16 protein-coding genes and 1 pseudogene are annotated in these 17,144 nt (G+C 67.5%); 14 read left to right on the top strand and 3 right to left on the bottom strand.

Annotated elements, in window-relative coordinates:
- The 3 genes from ATCM_RS18755 (at position 1) to ATCM_RS18765 (ending at position 5,026) form a co-directional block, all read left to right on the top strand.
- Positions 1-1,419, top strand: a complete 1,419-nt coding sequence (locus tag ATCM_RS18755; RefSeq protein ID WP_132865977.1) for a DNA polymerase Y family protein — start codon at positions 1-3, stop codon at positions 1,417-1,419.
- Entirely contained in the window at positions 1,416-4,673 is a 3,258-nt protein-coding gene (locus tag ATCM_RS18760) for an error-prone DNA polymerase (protein ID WP_132865978.1), read from the top strand. The genes ATCM_RS18755 and ATCM_RS18760 overlap by 4 nt, the downstream gene beginning before the upstream one ends.
- Positions 4,674-4,759: 86 nt before the next feature.
- A complete protein-coding gene (locus ATCM_RS18765; RefSeq protein ID WP_132865979.1) occupies positions 4,760-5,026 on the top strand; it encodes a hypothetical protein in 267 nt (88 codons plus the stop codon).
- Positions 5,027-5,053: 27 nt separating this feature from the next.
- Here the strand turns inward: ATCM_RS18765 and ATCM_RS18770 are convergent, their stop codons facing one another.
- Positions 5,054-5,467 carry a helix-turn-helix domain-containing protein gene (locus ATCM_RS18770; RefSeq protein ID WP_132865980.1) on the bottom strand — a complete coding sequence of 138 codons (414 nt, stop codon included), beginning with the start codon at positions 5,465-5,467 and terminating at the stop codon, positions 5,054-5,056.
- A 119-nt stretch (positions 5,468-5,586) separates the two neighbouring features.
- On the opposite strand from ATCM_RS18770, the gene ATCM_RS18775 reads away from it, so the two are divergent.
- Positions 5,587-6,465 (top strand): NmrA family NAD(P)-binding protein, encoded by an 879-nt coding sequence (locus ATCM_RS18775; RefSeq protein ID WP_132865981.1) that lies wholly within the window; start codon positions 5,587-5,589, stop codon positions 6,463-6,465.
- Between the two features lie 14 nt (positions 6,466-6,479).
- Here the strand turns inward: ATCM_RS18775 and ATCM_RS18780 are convergent, their stop codons facing one another.
- Positions 6,480-7,373, bottom strand: a complete 894-nt coding sequence (locus ATCM_RS18780; RefSeq protein ID WP_132865982.1) for a hypothetical protein — start codon at positions 7,371-7,373, stop codon at positions 6,480-6,482.
- 227 nt (positions 7,374-7,600) lie between these two features.
- On the opposite strand from ATCM_RS18780, the gene ATCM_RS18785 reads away from it, so the two are divergent.
- The 5 genes from ATCM_RS18785 (at position 7,601) to ATCM_RS18805 (ending at position 11,054) form a co-directional block, all read left to right on the top strand.
- The gene (locus ATCM_RS18785) at positions 7,601-8,179 is read left to right on the top strand and encodes a TetR/AcrR family transcriptional regulator (protein ID WP_343145376.1); all 579 of its coding nucleotides are present in this window, start codon (positions 7,601-7,603) and stop codon (positions 8,177-8,179) included.
- Between the two features lie 18 nt (positions 8,180-8,197).
- A complete protein-coding gene (locus tag ATCM_RS18790) occupies positions 8,198-9,124 on the top strand; it encodes an alpha/beta fold hydrolase (protein WP_132865984.1) in 927 nt (308 codons plus the stop codon).
- A 32-nt stretch (positions 9,125-9,156) separates the two neighbouring features.
- Positions 9,157-9,600, top strand: a complete 444-nt coding sequence (locus tag ATCM_RS18795; RefSeq protein WP_132865985.1) for an Rrf2 family transcriptional regulator — start codon at positions 9,157-9,159, stop codon at positions 9,598-9,600.
- Entirely contained in the window at positions 9,597-10,490 is an 894-nt protein-coding gene (locus ATCM_RS18800) for an NAD(P)/FAD-dependent oxidoreductase (RefSeq protein ID WP_132865986.1), read from the top strand. Before ATCM_RS18795 ends, ATCM_RS18800 begins: the two co-directional genes overlap by 4 nt.
- A gap of 129 nt (positions 10,491-10,619) precedes the next feature.
- Positions 10,620-11,054, top strand: coding sequence for an acetyltransferase (locus ATCM_RS18805; RefSeq protein ID WP_132865987.1), 435 nt, complete (start codon positions 10,620-10,622; stop codon positions 11,052-11,054).
- An 86-nt stretch (positions 11,055-11,140) separates the two neighbouring features.
- On the opposite strand, the gene ATCM_RS18810 is transcribed toward ATCM_RS18805, so the two are convergent.
- Positions 11,141-11,398 (bottom strand): hypothetical protein, encoded by a 258-nt coding sequence (locus ATCM_RS18810; protein WP_243694064.1) that lies wholly within the window; start codon positions 11,396-11,398, stop codon positions 11,141-11,143.
- Positions 11,399-11,517: 119 nt separating this feature from the next.
- Between ATCM_RS18810 and ATCM_RS18815 the strand changes: the two genes are divergently transcribed.
- The 5 genes and pseudogenes from ATCM_RS18815 (at position 11,518) to ATCM_RS18835 (ending at position 17,011) form a co-directional block, all read left to right on the top strand.
- The gene (locus ATCM_RS18815; RefSeq protein ID WP_132865988.1) at positions 11,518-11,799 is read left to right on the top strand and encodes a DUF3247 family protein; all 282 of its coding nucleotides are present in this window, start codon (positions 11,518-11,520) and stop codon (positions 11,797-11,799) included.
- A gap of 452 nt (positions 11,800-12,251) precedes the next feature.
- Positions 12,252-13,160, top strand: a complete 909-nt coding sequence (locus ATCM_RS18820; protein ID WP_132865989.1) for a Ku protein — start codon at positions 12,252-12,254, stop codon at positions 13,158-13,160.
- Between the two features lie 9 nt (positions 13,161-13,169).
- On the top strand, positions 13,170-13,805 hold the full coding sequence (locus ATCM_RS18825; RefSeq protein WP_132865990.1) for a GIY-YIG nuclease family protein: 636 nt from the start codon (positions 13,170-13,172) through the stop codon (positions 13,803-13,805).
- Positions 13,802-16,333: pseudogene (gene ligD, locus ATCM_RS18830) on the top strand (DNA ligase D). Before ATCM_RS18825 ends, ligD begins: the two are co-directional and overlap by 4 nt.
- A gap of 78 nt (positions 16,334-16,411) precedes the next feature.
- Positions 16,412-17,011 (top strand): NADPH-dependent FMN reductase, encoded by a 600-nt coding sequence (locus ATCM_RS18835; protein WP_132865991.1) that lies wholly within the window; start codon positions 16,412-16,414, stop codon positions 17,009-17,011.
- Positions 17,012-17,144: the final 133 nt, after the last annotated feature.

Genomic DNA, 17,144 nt, shown 5'->3' on the forward strand with positions numbered 1-17,144 from the left:
ATGCTCTGGGCCTGCATTCTGTTGCCACAGCTGGCGCTGGACGCGGTCCTGCGCCGCCTGCCGGACCCCGAACTGCCGCTGGCGTTGGTGGATGGCCCGGCGCAGCTGCGTCGCCTGTACGCGGTCAACGACAGCGCCGCCCAGCATGGGCTGGCGCCGGGCATGCGGCTGTCGGCGGCGCATGCATTGCTGGCCCAGGTGCGCACGTTGGACTTCGATCCCAAGGCCGAGGCGCATTGGCATCGCTTTCTGGCCGCGTGGGCATACCGGCACAGTTCGCTGGTGAGCCAGCAGTGGTCGCATGCGATCGTGTTGGAGGTGAAGGCCAGCTTCCAGTTGTTCGGGCCGTGGCCGCGCTTCGAGCGGCGCCTGCGCAAGGAGCTGGACACCCTGGGCTTCCGTCACCGCATCGCGTTGGCACCCACCCCGCGTGCGGCGCGGGTATTGGTGGGCCTGCGCGATGGCATGGCGGTTACCCAGTTGCCCGCGTTGCAGGGCCTGCTGGACAAAGTGCCGGTGCGGCGTGCGGCCTTGCCCGGTGATGCTGGTGAGCGCCTGCATCGCATGGGCGTGCGTACCCTGGCCGCGTTGCGAGGGCTGCCCAGCGAAGGCGTGCGTCGCCGCTTCGGTGGCGAGGTGCTGGAGCACCTGCGCCGCTTGTATGGCGAAGCCGATGACCCGTTGAGCTGTTATGCCCCGCCGGACCATTTCGATTCACGCCTGGAGCTGGGCTATGAGGTGGAAACGCATACTGCCTTGCTGTTCCCGCTGCGGCGCCTGATCGGCGACCTGTGCACCTATCTGTCCATCCGCGACGGCGGCGTGCAGCGCTTCCTGTTGCGGCTGGAGCACGAGGAAGGCCATACCGACGTGGAAGTCGGCCTGCTGGCGGCGGAGCGTTCGCCATCGATGCTGTTCGAGCTGTCGCGCAACCGCCTGGAGCGGGTGGAGATCCCGCGCCCGGTGGTCGGCATGCGCTTGTTGGCGCGGCAGCTGCCGCCGTTCATCCCGGCCGCGCGTGACCTGTTTGATACCCGCCCGCAGCAGGCGATGGATTGGCCGCACCTGCGCGAACGGTTGCGGGCGCGCCTGGGGGACGAGGCGGTGTATCGGCTGGCGGCCGGCGACGACCCGCGCCCGGAACGGGCGTGGAAAAAGGTCAGCGGTGATGCAGCGGTGGAGACGACCGCACCGCAGCGCCCACCGCGCCCGACCTGGTTGTTGCCCGAACCGGTGCCGCTGCGGGACGGGCGGGTGCGCATCCTGTCCGGGCCGGAGCGCCTGGAAAGTGGCTGGTGGGACGGTGACGATGCACGCCGCGATTACTACGTGGTCGAGACCGCGCACGGGCAACGCGCGTGGGTATTCGCCGCGCCGGGCGAGCAGCAGGGCTGGATGCTGCAGGGCTGGTTCGCATGAGCCGGGATGACCTGCCGCCGGGTGTGCAACCCGATACACCAGGTGCACGTGCACCGCGCAACTGGCGCGTGGGGCAACGTCTGGCCGCCGCGGCCAACGACGATGTGGCACATCACGCGGCCGACGGCAGCCCTGCCTATGCCGAGCTGCATTGCCTGTCCGACTTCTCGTTCCTGCGCGGCGCCTCCAGCGCCGAAAAGCTGTTCGAGCGGGCGCGGGAATGTGGTTACAGCGCGTTGGCCATCACCGACGAGTGTTCGTTGGCCGGCATCGTGCGGGGCTGGGAAGCGGCAAAAGCGACCGGCGTTCGCCTGATCGTCGGCAGTGAGTTCACGCTGGCCGATGGCCTGAAGCTGGTGCTGCTGGTGGAGAACGGCGCCGGTTACCGGCAGTTGTGCAGCTTGATCACGGATGGACGGCGTGCGGCAGGCAAGGGGGAGTACCGGCTCGGGCGTGCCGACGTGGAGCGCGTGCTGCAGGACCAGCCGCCGGGCTTGTTCGCGCTGTGGTTGCCGGCCGTCGAGCCCGAAGCGGACGAGGGCAGGTGGTTGAAAGCGGTGTTCGGTGCGCGTGCCTTCCTGGCGGTGGAGCTGCACCGCGAATGGAATGACGCCGAGCGATTGGCCGCGTTGCTGGCGTTGGCCCGCTCGACCGGGTTGGTGCCGCTGGCCAGTGGTGATGTGCATATGGCGCGCCGTCGCGACCGCATCGTGCAGGACACGCTCACCGCCATCCGTCACAACGTTGTATTGGCCGAGGCCGGCGCGCACCTGTTCCGCAATGGCGAGCGCCACCTGCGCGCCCGGCGCACCTTGGGCAATATCTACCCGGCGGCGCTGCTGCAGGCCACGGTGGCGCTGGTCGAGCGTTGCCAGTTTGAACTCAAGCGCGACACGCACTACCAGTACCCGGCCGAGCTGGTGCCGGCCGGGCATACCCCGACCAGCTACCTGCGTGCGCTGACCGAACAAGGCATCGCCGAGCGCTGGAACGAGACCCGGCCGCTGCCGCCGAAGGTGCGCGATGACATCGAGAACGAGCTGGAACTGATCGCCGAGCTCAAGTACGAGCCGTTCTTCCTGACCGTGCACGACATCGTCCGCTTCGCGCGCGACCGCAACATCCTGTGCCAGGGACGCGGTTCGTCGGCCAATTCGGCGGTCTGCTATGCGCTGGGCATCACCGCCGTGGACCCCAGCGAGAACCGCCTGTTGATCTCGCGCTTCCTGTCCAAGGCGCGCGACGAGCCGCCGGACATCGACGTGGACTTCGAGCACGAGCGGCGCGAGGAGGTGCTGCAGTACGTCTACCGCAAATATGGACGTGCCCGCGCCGCGTTGGCGGCCACGGTCATCAGCTACCGCGGCAAGAGCGCGGTGCGCGACGTGGCGCGCGTGTTCGGCCTGCCGCCGGACCAGATCAGCCTGCTCTCCAACTGCTATGGCTGGGGCAACGGCGAGACCCCGATGGAGCAGCGCATCACCGAGGCCGGCTTTGACCTGGAGAATCCGCTGATCGCCAAGGTGTTGCACGTGACCGAAATGTTGCGCGACCACCCGCGGCATCTGTCGCAGCACGTGGGCGGCTTCGTGATCTCCGACAGTGCACTGTCCAGCGTGGTACCGGTGGAGAACGCGGCCATGGCCGACCGTACCATCATCCAGTGGGACAAGGACGACCTGGAAAGCATGGCCCTGCTCAAGGTCGACTGCCTGGCGCTGGGCATGCTGACCTGCCTGCGCAAGACGCTGGACCTGGTGCGCGAACACCGGGGACGCGACTTCGACCTGGCCAGCATTCCCTCCGAAGACCCGGCTACCTACGCGATGATCCAGCGCGCCGACACCATCGGTGTGTTCCAGATCGAATCGCGCGCGCAGATGGCGATGCTGCCGCGGCTGAAGCCCAAGACCTTCTACGACCTGGTGATCGAAGTGGCGATCGTGCGCCCGGGGCCGATCCAGGGCGACATGGTGCACCCCTACCTGCGCCGGCGGCAGGGCCTGGAGCCGGTGACGTATCCATCCGAAGGGGTGAAGGACATCCTCGGCAAGACGCTGGGCATCCCGTTGTTCCAGGAGCAGGTGATGGAACTGGTGATGCATGCCGGCTACTCCGCCGACGAAGCCGATGGGCTGCGGCGGTCGATGGCGGCCTGGCGGCGCGGTGGCGACATGGAACCGCACCGCAAACGCATCCGTGAGCTGATGGAGGACAAGGGTTACTCATCAGCGTTCATCGACCAGATCTTCGAGCAGATCAAGGGCTTTGGTTCCTACGGCTTCCCGCAGAGCCACGCTGCGTCGTTCGCCAAGCTGGTGTACGCCAGTTGCTGGCTCAAGCGGCACGAGCCGGCCGCGTTCGCCTGCGGCTTGTTGAATTCGCAGCCGATGGGGTTCTATTCGGCCAGCCAGATCGTGCAGGACGCCCGTCGTGGCAACGCCGCGCGCGAGGGCATCGAGGTGTTGCCGGTGGACGTGATGTGCAGTGACTGGGACAACCTGCTGCAGGGCGGACGAGCGTGGCGCAGCGATGCCGATCCCGGCATGCAGCCGGCGTTGCGGCTGGGCCTGCGCCAGGTGGCCGGGTTCTCCGAGGCCGCCGCGCGGGCGCTGATGGAGGCACGGCGGCAACGGTCGTTCAGCAGCGTGGCTGATCTGTGCCAGCGTGCCGGGCTGGATGGAAAGGCGCGCGAGGCGCTGGCCGAGGCCGGCGCGCTGCAGTCGCTGGCGGGCAACCGCAATGCGGCGCGCTGGGCGGTGGCCGGCATCGAGCGCAGCCGGCCGCTACTGCCGGGCAGTCCGGAGGAGCGTCCGGTGGAACTGCATGCACCGGAAACCGGCGAGGAGATCCTGTCCGACTACAACAGCACTGGCCTGACCCTGCGCCAACACCCGATGGCGTTGTTGCGTGCGGAGATGACGCGGCGGCGCATCGCCGGGCTGGATGCGCTGCGCCAGCGCTCGCACGGCAGCGGCGTGCATGTGGCGGGGCTGGTGACGCAGCGGCAGCGCCCGGGCACGGCCAAGGGCACCATCTTCGTCACGCTGGAAGACGAGTGCGGAATGATCAATGTGATCGTCTGGCCGCACGTAGCGTTGCGCCGGCGCCGCGCGTTGCTGGAGTCACGCCTGATGGCGGTGCGCGGGCGCTGGGAAAAGGTGGATGGCGTGGAGCATCTGATTGCCGGTGACCTGTACGACCTGAGCGAACTGCTCGGGGAGCTGCAGGTGGAATCGCGGGACTTCCATTGAACAGGCGCGGCCTTGGTCGCTCCTGGTGGGCTGGTTATTTGTGATGCGTGACTTTAAGGTGCGCGGGTCGCTGGAGAATTGAAGCAATGCAGGACGAGAACACCCCACAAGCCGATGCCCCGCGCAAGCGTGGCCGTCCCAAGATCTACAGCGAACCGCTGACCCAGGCCGAACGCGCCCGTCGTTATCGGGCCAAGCGCGCCAACGACTTCAGCCCGCCGGCGGAGATGCGTGATGCCACGTTGATCGATGCGGTGCGCTGGGGCATCAACCAGAAGCATGCGTCGCTGGACCTGTACCTGGAGGAGTTGGTGCGCCGCTTCCACAGCAAGGGTGCCGACGCCCTGAAGTAGGTGCCGCCGCACCATGGGCGCGCCGGGTCAGTCCGGCGGGGATCCCTGCGATGCCTGCTGGATGCGCGCCAGGTTCACCTCGAACCAGTCGGCCAGGGCCGCCACATGCGTGGCCACTTCCTCGCCCAATCCGGTAAGGCTGTACTCCACCCGCGGCGGGACCACGGCATGGGCGGTCCTGCGCACGAAACCATCTGCTTCCAGGCGCTTGAGCGTCTGTACCAGCATCTTCTCGCTGATGCCATTGGTCATGCGGCGCAGCTTTGCATAGCGCTGCGTGCCTTCGCGCAGGGCAATAAGGCACAGCACGCCCCACAGGCTGGTGACATGCGCGAAAGCTTCGCGTGATTGGCAATTGTCCTGGCCCGTGAACAGGTCACCGCGACGCACGCGGTCGGACAGTGTCGGTGCCGGATCGGGTTGAGGTTGCTGACTGCTCATTGCACTTACCGAACGGTGCGTACTTCCAACCGGGACAGGCACTCAATATTCTCCCGGGCCTTCCGATCGTCAAGTCATCCAACCGGATGCACGACGGCGCACCTCCTGGAGAACATGCAATGACCATCCTTGTCACCGGCAGCACCGGTCATACCGGGCGTGAAGTGGTACGGCTGCTGGCCGGGCGCGGCGCCGAGGTGCGGGCGCTGACCCGCTCTCCCACCGCAGCGGGGTTCCCGCCGGGCGTTGCCGCGGTGCAGGGGGAGCTGGCCGATGTGGCGGGCATGCGCGCCGCGCTGGCCGGCATCTCCACGCTGTTCCTGCTGGCGCCCAATGTCGGCGATGAGCTGCAGCAGACGCTGACGGTGCTGAACCTCGCGCGGGAGGCCGGCGTGCGCGGCGTGGTCTACCTGTCGGTCTACCAGTGCGAGCTGCATCCGCAGGTGCCTCACTTCGCCTGCAAGGTGGCGGCGGAACGGATGATCGAGGCCACCGGCATGGCGGCGAGCATCCTGCGCCCGGCCTTCTTCATGCAGAACGACCTGTCGTTGAAGGATGCACTGGAGGCGGGGTGCTATCCGCATCCGGTCGGGCACCGCGGCATGGCATACGTGGACACCCGTGACATCGCCCAGGTCGCCGCCGATGAACTGCTGCGCCGCGAGCATGCAGCGAGTGCACTGCCGTTGGTCCGTCATGACCTGGTCGGGCCGGACAACCTCACCGCCAGCGACCTCTGCGCCGGATGGGGCAGGGCACTGGGCCGCGACATCGCCTATGCGGGTGATGACCTGGTGGGCTTCGAGCGGGAGCTGGCAGGCCACGTGCCGGCCGGCTTTGCGCATGACCTGCGGATGATGTTCCAGGGGTTCCAGCAGCAGGGTTCGCCGGCCACCCCGCAGACCGTCGCCCGGATGACGGCGCTGTTGGGCAGGCCGCCGCGCAGCCATGCCGCTTTCGCCGCCGAGGCGGCGGCGCGCTGGAGGGACAGCGCGTAAGCGAGGTAGCGCTCCTATTCCAATCCGGCGAGCGCCTGGGCAAAGCGCATCGCACTGCCTTCGGCCAACGGAAAGGACAACGACGGTTCGAGGATCTCCAGTTCCAGCAGCTGTGGCTGGCCGTCGTCGGCATGGATCAGGTCGACCCGGGCATACAGCAACGGCGCATCGAGGCCGAGGGTGCGGCTTGCCGCCTGCAGCGCGGCGCTGGCCAGCGCGCGTTCGGTCGCGGTCGCCTCGCATGCGGAAAGGAAGCCCAGGTTCGGGGCGTTGGTGGTGCCGTCGCGGGCCAGCAGCGCGGCCTTGCGGATCGCGTGGCTATAGATGCCGTTGATGTAGACCAGGTCGGTCTCGCCCTGCCGTTCGATCGATGCCAGATACGGCTGCAGGATGACGCTATGGCCCGCGTCCAGCAGGGTCTCTGCGTGCTGCAGTGCCTGCATCGCATCGGCGCGCAGGAACCGCCGCACATTGCGCGAGGACGCACCGACCGTTGGCTTGACGACGAGTTCATCCAGTCCGGGGTGCACCTGCAGGAACGCGTCCAGCATCGTCTGCGCCAATGCCTTTGATTCGATGAAGGTGCTGGGAATCACTGCCAAGCCGGCCTTGGCCAGGTCGGCCAGGTAATGCTTGTCAAGCGACCAGCGCACGGCCGGCAGCGGGTTCACCAGGCGGCTGACCTTGCTGACGTGCGCGCACCAATCCAGGAAGGCGTCGGGGCGGCGGGTGTAGTCCCAGGGAGAGCGCAGCACCACGTGGCTGAAGCGGGACCAGTCCTGGTCTGGGTCATCCCAGTTGCAGATGCGGACATCCAGCGCCAAGGCCTGGCAGGCATCGCGCAGTGGCGGCATGTCGTAGTCGTCGTCGAGGCTGGTGGCATCGGTAATCAGGGCAAGGGTGGTCACGGAGGGCATCAAACAGGCATGTAAAGGAAGGGCCGTCCGCACCGACGTTGAGTGGGGGCCGGCACGGATGCAAAGGGTCAATGCAGGATATATGGCGGGCAGCCTTACGGGCAGGGCGGTAGCAAGCCGTGGTTGCGTGCCCGTGTTTGCATGAAAAGAACGATTGTGCTTTTATTCGCCGCATGGTCAGACAGACGACAGCAGGCAAAGGTGCGGCGACCCGGGAGGTGATCCTCGGCACGGCGTGCGCCCTGGCGCGGGTCAACGGGTTGGATGGGCTCACCATCGGCGTGTTGGCCGATGCGGTTGGCATGTCCAAGAGCGGCGTGTTCGCCCATTTCGGCTCCCGCGAGGACCTGCAACTGGCGGTGCTGGACACCACCGCGCAGCGTTTCGTGCAGCAGGTGATCGAGCCGGCGGCGCTGCAGCCGGCGGGGTTGCCGCAGCTGCGTGCCATCGTTGATCGCTGGTTCGACTGGATCCGCCATGAGCGCACTGGCGGAGGCTGCCTGTTCACCGCGGCAGCCAGCGAATTCGATGACCAGCCGGGGCCGGTCCGGGCGCACCTGGCACGCCAGCAGGCGAGATGGCGCGGCTACCTGTCGCGGGTGATCGACCAGGCCGTGTCTGCGGGCGAACTCGCCGCCGATACCGACCCGGCGCAACTGGCGTTCGAGATCACCGGCTTTGCGATGGTGCTGCACCACGACTCCGGCCTGTTCGACTACACCGAGGCGCGCATGCGCGGGCTACGCGCCTTCGAGCGCCTGATCACCCCCTTCATTCCCCCCCGCAACGCCCGCTGAGGCTCGAGGAGTAGCGCCATGGATTCCGTGCACGACAAAAATAGTACGACCGTTCGTAAATCGCCACGCCGGCGTGCCGACGCGGACTGGCGGTTGGCGGCGATGCGCGCGTGCATGCGCATGGCGGGATGGGTGAGCCCGGCGCTGGCGGCGCGGCTGATGGCGCGGTTGTGGTTCACCGCCCCCCAGACCCGGCCCAAGCCCGCCGCGCTGGCCCGCCTGGAGACGGGCCAGCGGCATGATGTGGACGTGGACGGAAACCGCGTGGCGGTATGGTCGTGGAGCACCGGCCCAGCGGTCTTGTTGATGCATGGCTGGGGCGGCAATGCCGGACAGATGCATGCCTTCGTCGCACCGCTGTGCGCGGCCGGTCTGCGAGTGCTCGCGTTTGACGCGCCGGCGCATGGCAGCTCCGGGCCGAGCCACTGGGGTGGGCGACGGGTCAGCTTCGTGGAAATCGCCGCCGCCATTGGAAAGGTCACCGCTGGGGTGGACCCGCTGGTTGGCCTCGTCGCGCACTCCGGTGGATGCACTGCCGCAACCCTGGCGCTGCGCGAAGGGCTCGGCATGCCGGCGCGGCTGGCGTTCATTGCTCCCTTTGCCCGGCCGCAGGAAGCCATCGCGCCGTTCGCGCGTGCCTTGGGTGCGGATGCACGGGCCCTGGCGCGGTTCGAAGCCGATGTACAGCAACGGCTGGGACGCCGATGGCCCGCGTTCGACGTGACCGGGTTGCCGCAGGTGAAGCCGGTGGGCCGCCTGTTGGTGGTGCATGACCGCGACGACCGTGAGGTGGCGCATGCCGAGGGCGCTGCCATCGCCGCGAGCTGGCCGGGGGCGCGGCTGCATACCACGCAGGGACTGGGCCACCGGCGCCTGCTCGAGGATCCGGAGGTTGTAAACCAGATCGTGGCGTTCATCGCGGCGGATGAACGCGGGACGGCTTGACGTCCCACCCTATATGTAACAACATAAGTTACATGAAACGAGACAGCCGCCTTTCCTCCGTCCTGCATGCCCTGCTGCACATGGCCGAGCAGGCAACCCCCATGACGTCCGAAGCGCTGGGGCTGTGCCTGCGCACCAACCCGGTGGTGGTCCGCCGCACCATGGGGCTGCTGCGTGACGCCGGGTTGGTTGCCGCCGAACGCGGCCATGCCGGCGGCTGGCGAATCACCGCGGACCTGCGCAAGGTCAGCCTGCGCGAGTTGCACGATGCGCTGGGCGAGCCCGCGCTGTTCGCGATCGGCAACCGCAACGAGCACCCCGAGTGCCTGGTGGAACAGGCGGTCAATGCAGCCTTGGACACCGCGTTCGCGGATGCCGAAGCACTGCTGCTGGAGCGATTCGCCGCGGTTTCGCTGGCCGACCTGGCCGAGGACTTCGCGCGCCGGCATGCCGCACACAAGGGAGCAAGGCAATGAAGCAGTACGACGTCATCATCGTGGGTGGCAGTTATGCCGGCATGGCCGCGGCACTGCAGCTGGTACGCGCCCGGCGCAGCGTGTTGGTCATCGATGCCGGCCAGCGTCGCAACCGCATGGCGTCGCATTCGCATGGTTTCCTGGCGCAGGATGGCGCCGATCCGGCCGAGATCGCCCGTATCGCCCGCGCACAGTTGCAGGCCTACCCGAGCCTGTCCTGGTGCGAGGACGAGGCTGTCGATGCCGCCGGCACGCATGACGCGTTCGTGGTCAGCACCGCGCGCTCGGGGCAGTTCGGCGCGCGGCGCCTCGTGCTGGCCACGGGCGTTTCCGATGCCTTGCCCGAGATCGAGGGCCTGCAGGCGCGCTGGGGACGCAGCGTTTTCCATTGCCCGTACTGCCACGGCTACGAGCTGGCGATGGGCCGCATCGGGGTGATCGCGGTCAACCCGATGTCGTTGCACCAGGCGCAGTTGCTGCCGGAGTGGGGCGAGGTGACGCTGTTGTTGAACAACGCCGTGGAACCCGATGCCGCGGCGCGGGAAGCGCTGCAGCGACGCGGTGTACGGATCGAGTCGACGCCGGTCGCCCGTATCGAGGGTGAGGCCGACGTGGTGCTGGTGGATGGCCGCCGGCTGACGTTCGCGGGCCTGTTCACGGCACCGTTGAACGCGCCATCCACCCCGCTGGCCGAGCGGCTGGGCTGCCCGCTGGCCAGTACGCCGATGGGCACGCAGATCCAGGTTGATGAGAGCAAGCAGACCGGACTTCCCGGTGTGTTTGCCTGCGGTGATACCGCCCGTGTGCCGCATTCGGTGTCGTTGGCGGTCGGCGATGGTGCATGGGCCGGCGCGCAGGTGCATCGCTCACTGGTGTTTCCCACGGTCTGAGCGGCAACCCAGCCGCGGGTGCCGGGTGGAGGGTTTGCCTCCACGCAAAGCCTCCGATACAAAGGGGCCCCCCGTTGCAGGGAAGGCCGGAAACGGTAGGATGTGCGGCCTCCCTGGAGCCTGCTGTTCGTGCGCATTCGACCCCTGCAACACACTGACCTCCCGGCCTTGCTCGTGATCTGGGAGCAGTCCGTGCGCGCCACGCATGCGTTCCTGTCCGAGCAGGATATCCAGGCACTGCTGCCGATCGTGCGCGATCAGGCGCTGCCCCACCTGGAAGTCTGGGTCGCCAGCGATGACGCTGACGCACCGATCGGCTTCATGGGCCTGGATGGCAACAAGGTCGAGGCCCTGTTCGTGTCGCCCACCCGCTTCCGCCAGGGCGGCGGCAGGCAGTTGCTCGCGCACGCACGCGCGTTGAAGGGGGCACTGGAACTGGACGTCAACGAGCAGAACCCGCGCGCCGTCGCCTTCTATCTCGCCAACGGCTTCGTCGTGTCGGGGCGTTCGCCCGTGGACGGGCAGGGCAATCCGTTCCCGCTGTTGCACCTGAAGGAAGCCTGATCCCCGCGGATATCTGTGCGCGCAGGGCCGGAAGCACCACGTCGTCATGCATCACGGGGTGATTGCCCGCGTGCCGAACGTAGCGGTCAATCCGGTGCCTTTGCAGGCACAAATGGCGACACCGGATCACTGGCCGGGAACGTTTCCTCCAGAGCCTCGTCCTGGTTGCGGCTCTCGTGTTCCTTGCGTTGCTTCCGCTCGTGTCCGGATTCGGGCTGATCGCGGTCTTCGGACGGATCGGGCGGGTCCTTGCGGTCTCTGATCATGGCGGCAGGTCCTGTGAAGGAAGAGGGCGGTTTGGCGGTGCCGACCGCGCTGGCGGGCACAGGCGAAATCTGCGTCATGGGGTGGTAACGGCGTGTGCAGCACACACGTAGGCGAGGTGAAGGTCGTGCACGCGGGTTTCATGCAAGGTTAGCGGCGCCGCGCATACGGTGCCGGTTTCGACGTCCAGGAGACGCCCATGGCCAGGACCGCACCGCGCGTGCATATCAACCAGGCGGAAATCGATCACCTGAAGGCATTGCAGTTGGCACTGGATGCAGAGTTGATCGTCGAACTGCGGATGAGGGATGGGCGGGTACTTGCCGGCACGGTGACCGAGCGCCCCTCGGTCCAGCAGTTCCGCGGGCCGCAGGAAGAAGAAGGTACAAACGGCCAAGTGCCGATCGATGTGCCGGGTGAGGGCGTGCAGTTGCTCTGGCTGGACGAGATCGAAAGCTTTACCCGGCTCGGCAGCAATTGAGGCACGCGCCGGCTCGGGCAAGGCCGTACATTCACGGTGCATGACCGACGACTAACATCGCCGGGCACAGGGTCAATGCCGCGACACCCCCGTCGCGCCGATATGGCAGGTGGCCCATGAGCACCCCCACGCCGACTGACCCAAGCGCCCCCCGTGAGCCGGGCAGCCCTGACCCGATGCGTGATCCCCGCAATCCCGGGCGGCCCAACCCGGACATGCCCGACCCCGACAATCCCGAGATGCCCCCGCATGATCCCGAGCGCGGACCTCCACCGCCCGATCAGCCTGACAAGGGCAAGGGAAGGTGACGCCACCGATGGGCGGCCCCGCGTCGCCAGCGGCATGGGTTCTTTCACAGCCGTCGCGGTGAACGGGGGAGGGACGATTCTTCACGCGGTGTTTCGATGGTGATGTCCAGCGTGGTACGCCTCCTCCTGCCTCCGAGGTACGCCATGGCGCGCCCCATCTGGACCGGCACGCTTTCCTTCGGGCTGTTGAATATCCCGGTTTCGCTGATGCCAGGCGAGCGGCGGACGGACATCAGCTTCCGCATGCTCGATGCCCGCGACAGGAAGCCGATCCGCTTCGAGCGGGTCAATGCCGATACCGGCGAAGAAGTGCCGTGGAAGGACATCGTCAAGGCCTTCGAGTACGACAAGGGCAGCTACGTCGTCGTCGAGAAGGAAGACATCGCCTCGGCCGCGCCGCAGACGCATGACGCGGTCGAGGTGGAGAGCTTCGTCCCCCGCGAGGAAATCGGCCTGCGCTTCTATGAGAAGCCCTACATCCTGCTGCCGGGAAAGAAGGCCGAAAAGGGCTACGTGCTGCTACGCGAGACATTGAAGAGTACCGGCATGGCCGGCATCGCGCGGGTGGTCATACGTACCCGTGAGTACCTGTGCGCGGTGCTGGACGAGGGCGATGCGCTGGTGCTGATGATGCTGCGCTACCCGCAGGAGCTGGTGGAACCGGACGAGTACAAGCTGCCCACCGGAAAGGCCGCCGACTATCGCATCAGCCCGCGGGAGATTGCCATGGCCAAGGACCTCATCGCGTCGATGGCCGGAAAATGGGCGCCTGACACCTATCACGACGAGTTCCGGCAGCGCCTGGAGGCCATCATCCGCAAGCGCATCAAGGCCAAGGGCAGCACCACGCGCATCGTGGAGGAAGGGGGCGAGGAGCGCGAAGGTACCGCGACCAATGTGGTGGACTTCATGGCGCTGTTGCAGCAGAGCCTGGAAAGCAAGCGGCGCACACCGGCGAAGAAGAAGGCGCCGGCGCGGAAGGCCGCCGGCAAGGCGGCGACCAATGCCCGGAAGAGCTCGACCCGGGCCACGCGGAAAACGTCGCAGCGGTGAGGCCGGCGTGTGAGCCGTCGCATCGTCCACGTTGATGGAGTGGGGACCGGGCCACGCGGCAGGAGCTTCCTGTACGCGTTCCCGTGCGCCTACGAGGATCTGGCCAAGCTCGGCATGAGCGGTGATCCCATGGCGCGGCTGCAGGCCTTCTCGCGCCGCTACTACGAGTTCTTCGACCTTGAACAGGGCTGGCTGGTGGAAGCGGAGACGGTGAGGCAGGCGCGCGCATGGGAGACGCATTGGAAACGCGTGCTGCAGGAACACCTCGCGCCGGCGCCGTTGCTGGTGCCGGTGGGCGCAGCTGGCCATACCGAGTGGTTCAGGGGTGCATTGCCACGCCTGCAGGAAGCGCGCCAGGCATTTGCCACGGCGGGCTTTGCCGTCCATTGGCCGCTGAGCGCCTGGGTGCGCGAGCAGGTGCGCCCATGGCGCGATGAACTCGATGGCCTGGAACGGGAGGTGGTCATGCAATGGGGAGGCATCGAGGATTGGCCCCCTGCCGCGCGCATGCCGCCATTGGCCGCGCTGCGGGATGCGCTGGATGCGTGCGTGGCACTGTCGCTGCCGTTCGATGCGTGGGTCTCGCCGGCCTTGGCCGCGTGGTTCGAGCGGAACCGGCTGACCGCGGCCCGGTGGCCGGCATGAGCCTGCAACGCTACCGGCGCAAGCGCCAGTTCGACGCAACGCGCGAGCCTCGTGGTGACAAGGGGGTGGGCGGGAGCAGACGCGCGATCTTCGTGGTGCAGTTGCATCATGCCAGTCGCCGCCATTACGACTTCCGCCTGCAGGTCGGTGGCGTGCTGCGCAGTTGGGCCGTGCCCAAGGGGCCCAGCCTGGACCCATCGGTCAAGCGCATGGCCGTGGAGGTGGAGGACCACCCGCTGGACTACGCCGACTTCGAGGGCGACATCCCGAAAGGGCACTACGGGGGCGGACATGTCGCCCGGTTCGATTCGGGCGTCTGGTCCAGCGACGGTGACGTCGAACAGCAATTGGCCGATGGCCATCTTCGCTTCGAATTGTTCGGCGACAAGCTCAAGGGCGCATGGCATCTGATCCGGTCCCAGCGCAATGCCCGGCAACCGCAGTGGTTGCTGATCAAGGACCAGGATGCACACGCGGCGGCGCAACGGGAAGCCGATGACCTGCTGGCCGAAGTGAAGCCGCCGCCGGGTGGCCGCAACCCCGCCAGAACCGCGCGCAAGCCGGCGATGCCGCCCGTCCGCAAGGCGCGGAACGGCGATGCGGGCGGGCATTGGGCATCCCGGGCATTGGCGCTGCCGCAGGCGCGAAGGCAGGCCGCCCCCCGAGGTCCGTTCGCGCCACAGTTGGCACGGCTGGGGACATCGGTCCCCGCCGGTGAGGCATGGCTGCACGAAATCAAATGAGATGGCTACCGGTTGCTGGCTACCGTCGAGGCGGGCGAAGTGCGGCTGTGGTCGCGCAATGCCCTGGAGTGGACACAACGCCTGCCGGAGATCGGCGAGGCGGTGCGGGCATTGGGACTGACATCGGCCGCACTGGACGGCGAGCTGATCGCCGGCAAGGGGCGCAAGGATGACTTCAATCTGCTGCAGGCCACATTGGCCGGTGAACGCCACGCGCCGCTGCGCTACGTGCTGTTCGACCTGCTCCACCTGGACGGTGTCGATGTGGCCCGCGCACCGCTGCAGGCCCGCAAGGCGCTGCTGCAGGAGGTGCTGGGCGAGGCAGGCGCGCGGCTGTCGTTCAGCAGCCACGCCCAGGGCGACGGTGAGGCCGCATACCGCCTGGCTGGCCAGCATGGCTTTGAAGGCATCCTCTCCAAACGCGCCGATCGTCCGTATCACCCTGGCCGCAGCGACGAATGGCGCAAGACCAAGCAGATGGCAAGCGACGAGTTCGCGGTAGTGGGTTTCACCAAACCCAAGGGCACCCGTAGCGGTTTCGGCTCGCTGCTGCTGGCGCGACCGGATGCGATGCATGGATGGACGTATGCCGGCCGGGTAGGGACCGGTTTCGATGAGGCGCTGCTGCGGAAACTGGGCACGATGGTGGCCGGACGAGGCGCCCACGTGCCGTCGGTACACGTGGCCGTGAAGGACCCGGCGTTGCGGGCGGCGACATGGTTCGCCCCGCGGTTCGTGGTCGAAGTGTTCTATCGGGGTGTTGGCCGGCAGCAGCTGCTGCGACAGCCGTCGTTCAAGGCGCTGCGCCAGGACAAGACCGTGGCCGACCTGCGGAACGGCACGGACGCCGTTGACCAACGCAATGCGAAAGGTGGCACGACCATGAAGACCTCCAGGAAAGCTTCCCGGCGCACGGCTGGCGTGTCATTGCCGGAACTGTCCAGCCCGGAGAAGCAGCTGTTTCCCGACGACCACCTCACCAAGCGTCAGGTCTGGGAGTACTACCTGTCCGTGGCCGACCAGTTGCTGCCCGCGATCGTGGGCCGGCCGTTGTCGGTGGTGCGCTGCCCGGGAGGCATCGCGCAGGCCTGCTTCTTCCAGAAGCACCTGACCGCTGGGCTGGAACGCGTGGCGTCGGTCCGCCTGGAGGAGGAATCAGGTGCCCGGGCCAACTATCTGGTGGTGGAAGACCTGGCCGGGCTGATGGAGCTGGTGCAGTTCAACGCGCTGGAGTTCCATCCGTGGGGGGCACGTGCCGCCACGCCTGACATCGCCGACCGCGTGGTGTTTGACCTGGATCCCGGCGCCAACGTCCCATTCCAGGAGGTGAAGCAGGCAGCACGTGACATCCGCCGGTTGCTGCGACGCCTGGAGTTGGAGTCGTTCCTGCGTGTGTCCGGCGGCAAGGGCCTGCACGTCGTGGTCCCCTTGAATCCGGGTTGCGATTGGGAACTCACCCGGCGCTTCGCGCGCGGCTTTGCCGACACCCTGGCCCGATCCGAGCCGGATCGCTTCTTGGCCACGGCGAGCAAGCGCCTGCGCAACCGGCGCATCTTCATCGACTACCTACGCAATGGTCGCGGGGCCACGGCAGTGGCGTCGTACTCGCTGCGGGCGCGTCCCGGTGCGCCGGTGGCCATGCCAGTGGACTGGCGTGAACTGGGCCGCCTGCAGGCAGCCGACGCGTTCACCCTGGAGAGCGTGCCACGTCGGCTCGCGCGCCGGCGCAAGGATCCCTGGGAGGGCATCGACGAGATCAGTCAGGATCTTTCGCGATGGTCCTGATTCGCCGATGACGAGGGGGCTTGCCGGGTGGATGGCCGGCGTGGTTCTGTTGCCGTGACCATTCCACGGAGTTCCCCGATGTCCGATGAGCACACTCCCTTCCACGTACTGGCGTTTGCCGGAAGCCTGCGCCGGCACAGTTACAACCGCCGCCTGTTGGACGCAGCGGCAGCCGCTGCGCCGGCCGGCATTCGCCTGACCGTCTACGACACCATCGCGCAGGTGCCGTTGTTCGACGAGGACCTGGAAGCCGAGACCCACGGCGGGCCGGACGGGGTGAAGCAGTTGCGCGCGGCGATCGTCGCGGCCGATGGCGTGCTGATCTCGACCCCGGAATACAACCAGTCGCTGCCGGGGGTGCTCAAGAACACGCTGGACTGGCTTTCGCGCAAGGACGCCGAGTACGGCGAAGTGTTGTCCGGCAAGCCGGCGGCGATCATGGGCGCGACGCCCGGCCGGTGGGGGACGCGGGTCGCCCAGTCGCAGCTCCGCCATGCCCTGGCGGCGATGGGGGCGCTCACGATGACGGCGCCGCAGCTGTACGTCGCCGAAGTGGCCAAGGCCAGCGACGCGGAAACCGGTGCATTCGACGCCGCGACCCAGAAGCGCCTGGGCACATTCCTGGAGGGCTTCCAGGCCTGGATGCAGGTGTTGAACGCCGGGCCACGCAACCGCTGAAGCGCGTTGCCAAGCAGCGCCGGCCGGTAGCACCGTGCGGTTGCCTGGCAACCGCACGGACGATCACTCCGCTCGCGGGTGATGCACGAACTCGGGATGCGCACGCCGGTGGAGTTGCTTGCCTTCCTTGAAC

This window comes from Stenotrophomonas sp. ATCM1_4 (assembly GCF_004348115.1).
GTDB lineage: Bacteria > Pseudomonadota > Gammaproteobacteria > Xanthomonadales > Xanthomonadaceae > Stenotrophomonas > Stenotrophomonas capsici.

Bases quoted from the DNA above. Each gene is read 5' to 3' on its own strand.
- ATCM_RS18835 (WP_132865991.1), top strand. From the start codon at position 16,412: ATGTCCGATGAGCACACTCCCTTCCACGTACTGGCGTTTGCCGGAAGC.
- ATCM_RS18820 (WP_132865989.1), top strand. From the start codon at position 12,252: ATGGCGCGCCCCATCTGGACCGGCACGCTTTCCTTCGGGCTGTTGAAT.
- ATCM_RS18770 (WP_132865980.1), bottom strand. From the start codon at position 5,467: ATGAGCAGTCAGCAACCTCAACCCGATCCGGCACCGACACTGTCCGAC.
- ATCM_RS18775 (WP_132865981.1), top strand. From the start codon at position 5,587: ATGACCATCCTTGTCACCGGCAGCACCGGTCATACCGGGCGTGAAGTG.
- ATCM_RS18810 (WP_243694064.1), bottom strand. From the start codon at position 11,398: ATGACGCAGATTTCGCCTGTGCCCGCCAGCGCGGTCGGCACCGCCAAA.
- ATCM_RS18765 (WP_132865979.1), top strand. From the start codon at position 4,760: ATGCAGGACGAGAACACCCCACAAGCCGATGCCCCGCGCAAGCGTGGC.
- ATCM_RS18755 (WP_132865977.1), top strand. From the start codon at position 1: ATGCTCTGGGCCTGCATTCTGTTGCCACAGCTGGCGCTGGACGCGGTC.
- ATCM_RS18815 (WP_132865988.1), top strand. From the start codon at position 11,518: ATGGCCAGGACCGCACCGCGCGTGCATATCAACCAGGCGGAAATCGAT.
- ATCM_RS18800 (WP_132865986.1), top strand. From the start codon at position 9,597: ATGAAGCAGTACGACGTCATCATCGTGGGTGGCAGTTATGCCGGCATG.
- ATCM_RS18760 (WP_132865978.1), top strand. From the start codon at position 1,416: ATGAGCCGGGATGACCTGCCGCCGGGTGTGCAACCCGATACACCAGGT.
- ATCM_RS18790 (WP_132865984.1), top strand. From the start codon at position 8,198: ATGGATTCCGTGCACGACAAAAATAGTACGACCGTTCGTAAATCGCCA.
- ATCM_RS18795 (WP_132865985.1), top strand. From the start codon at position 9,157: ATGAAACGAGACAGCCGCCTTTCCTCCGTCCTGCATGCCCTGCTGCAC.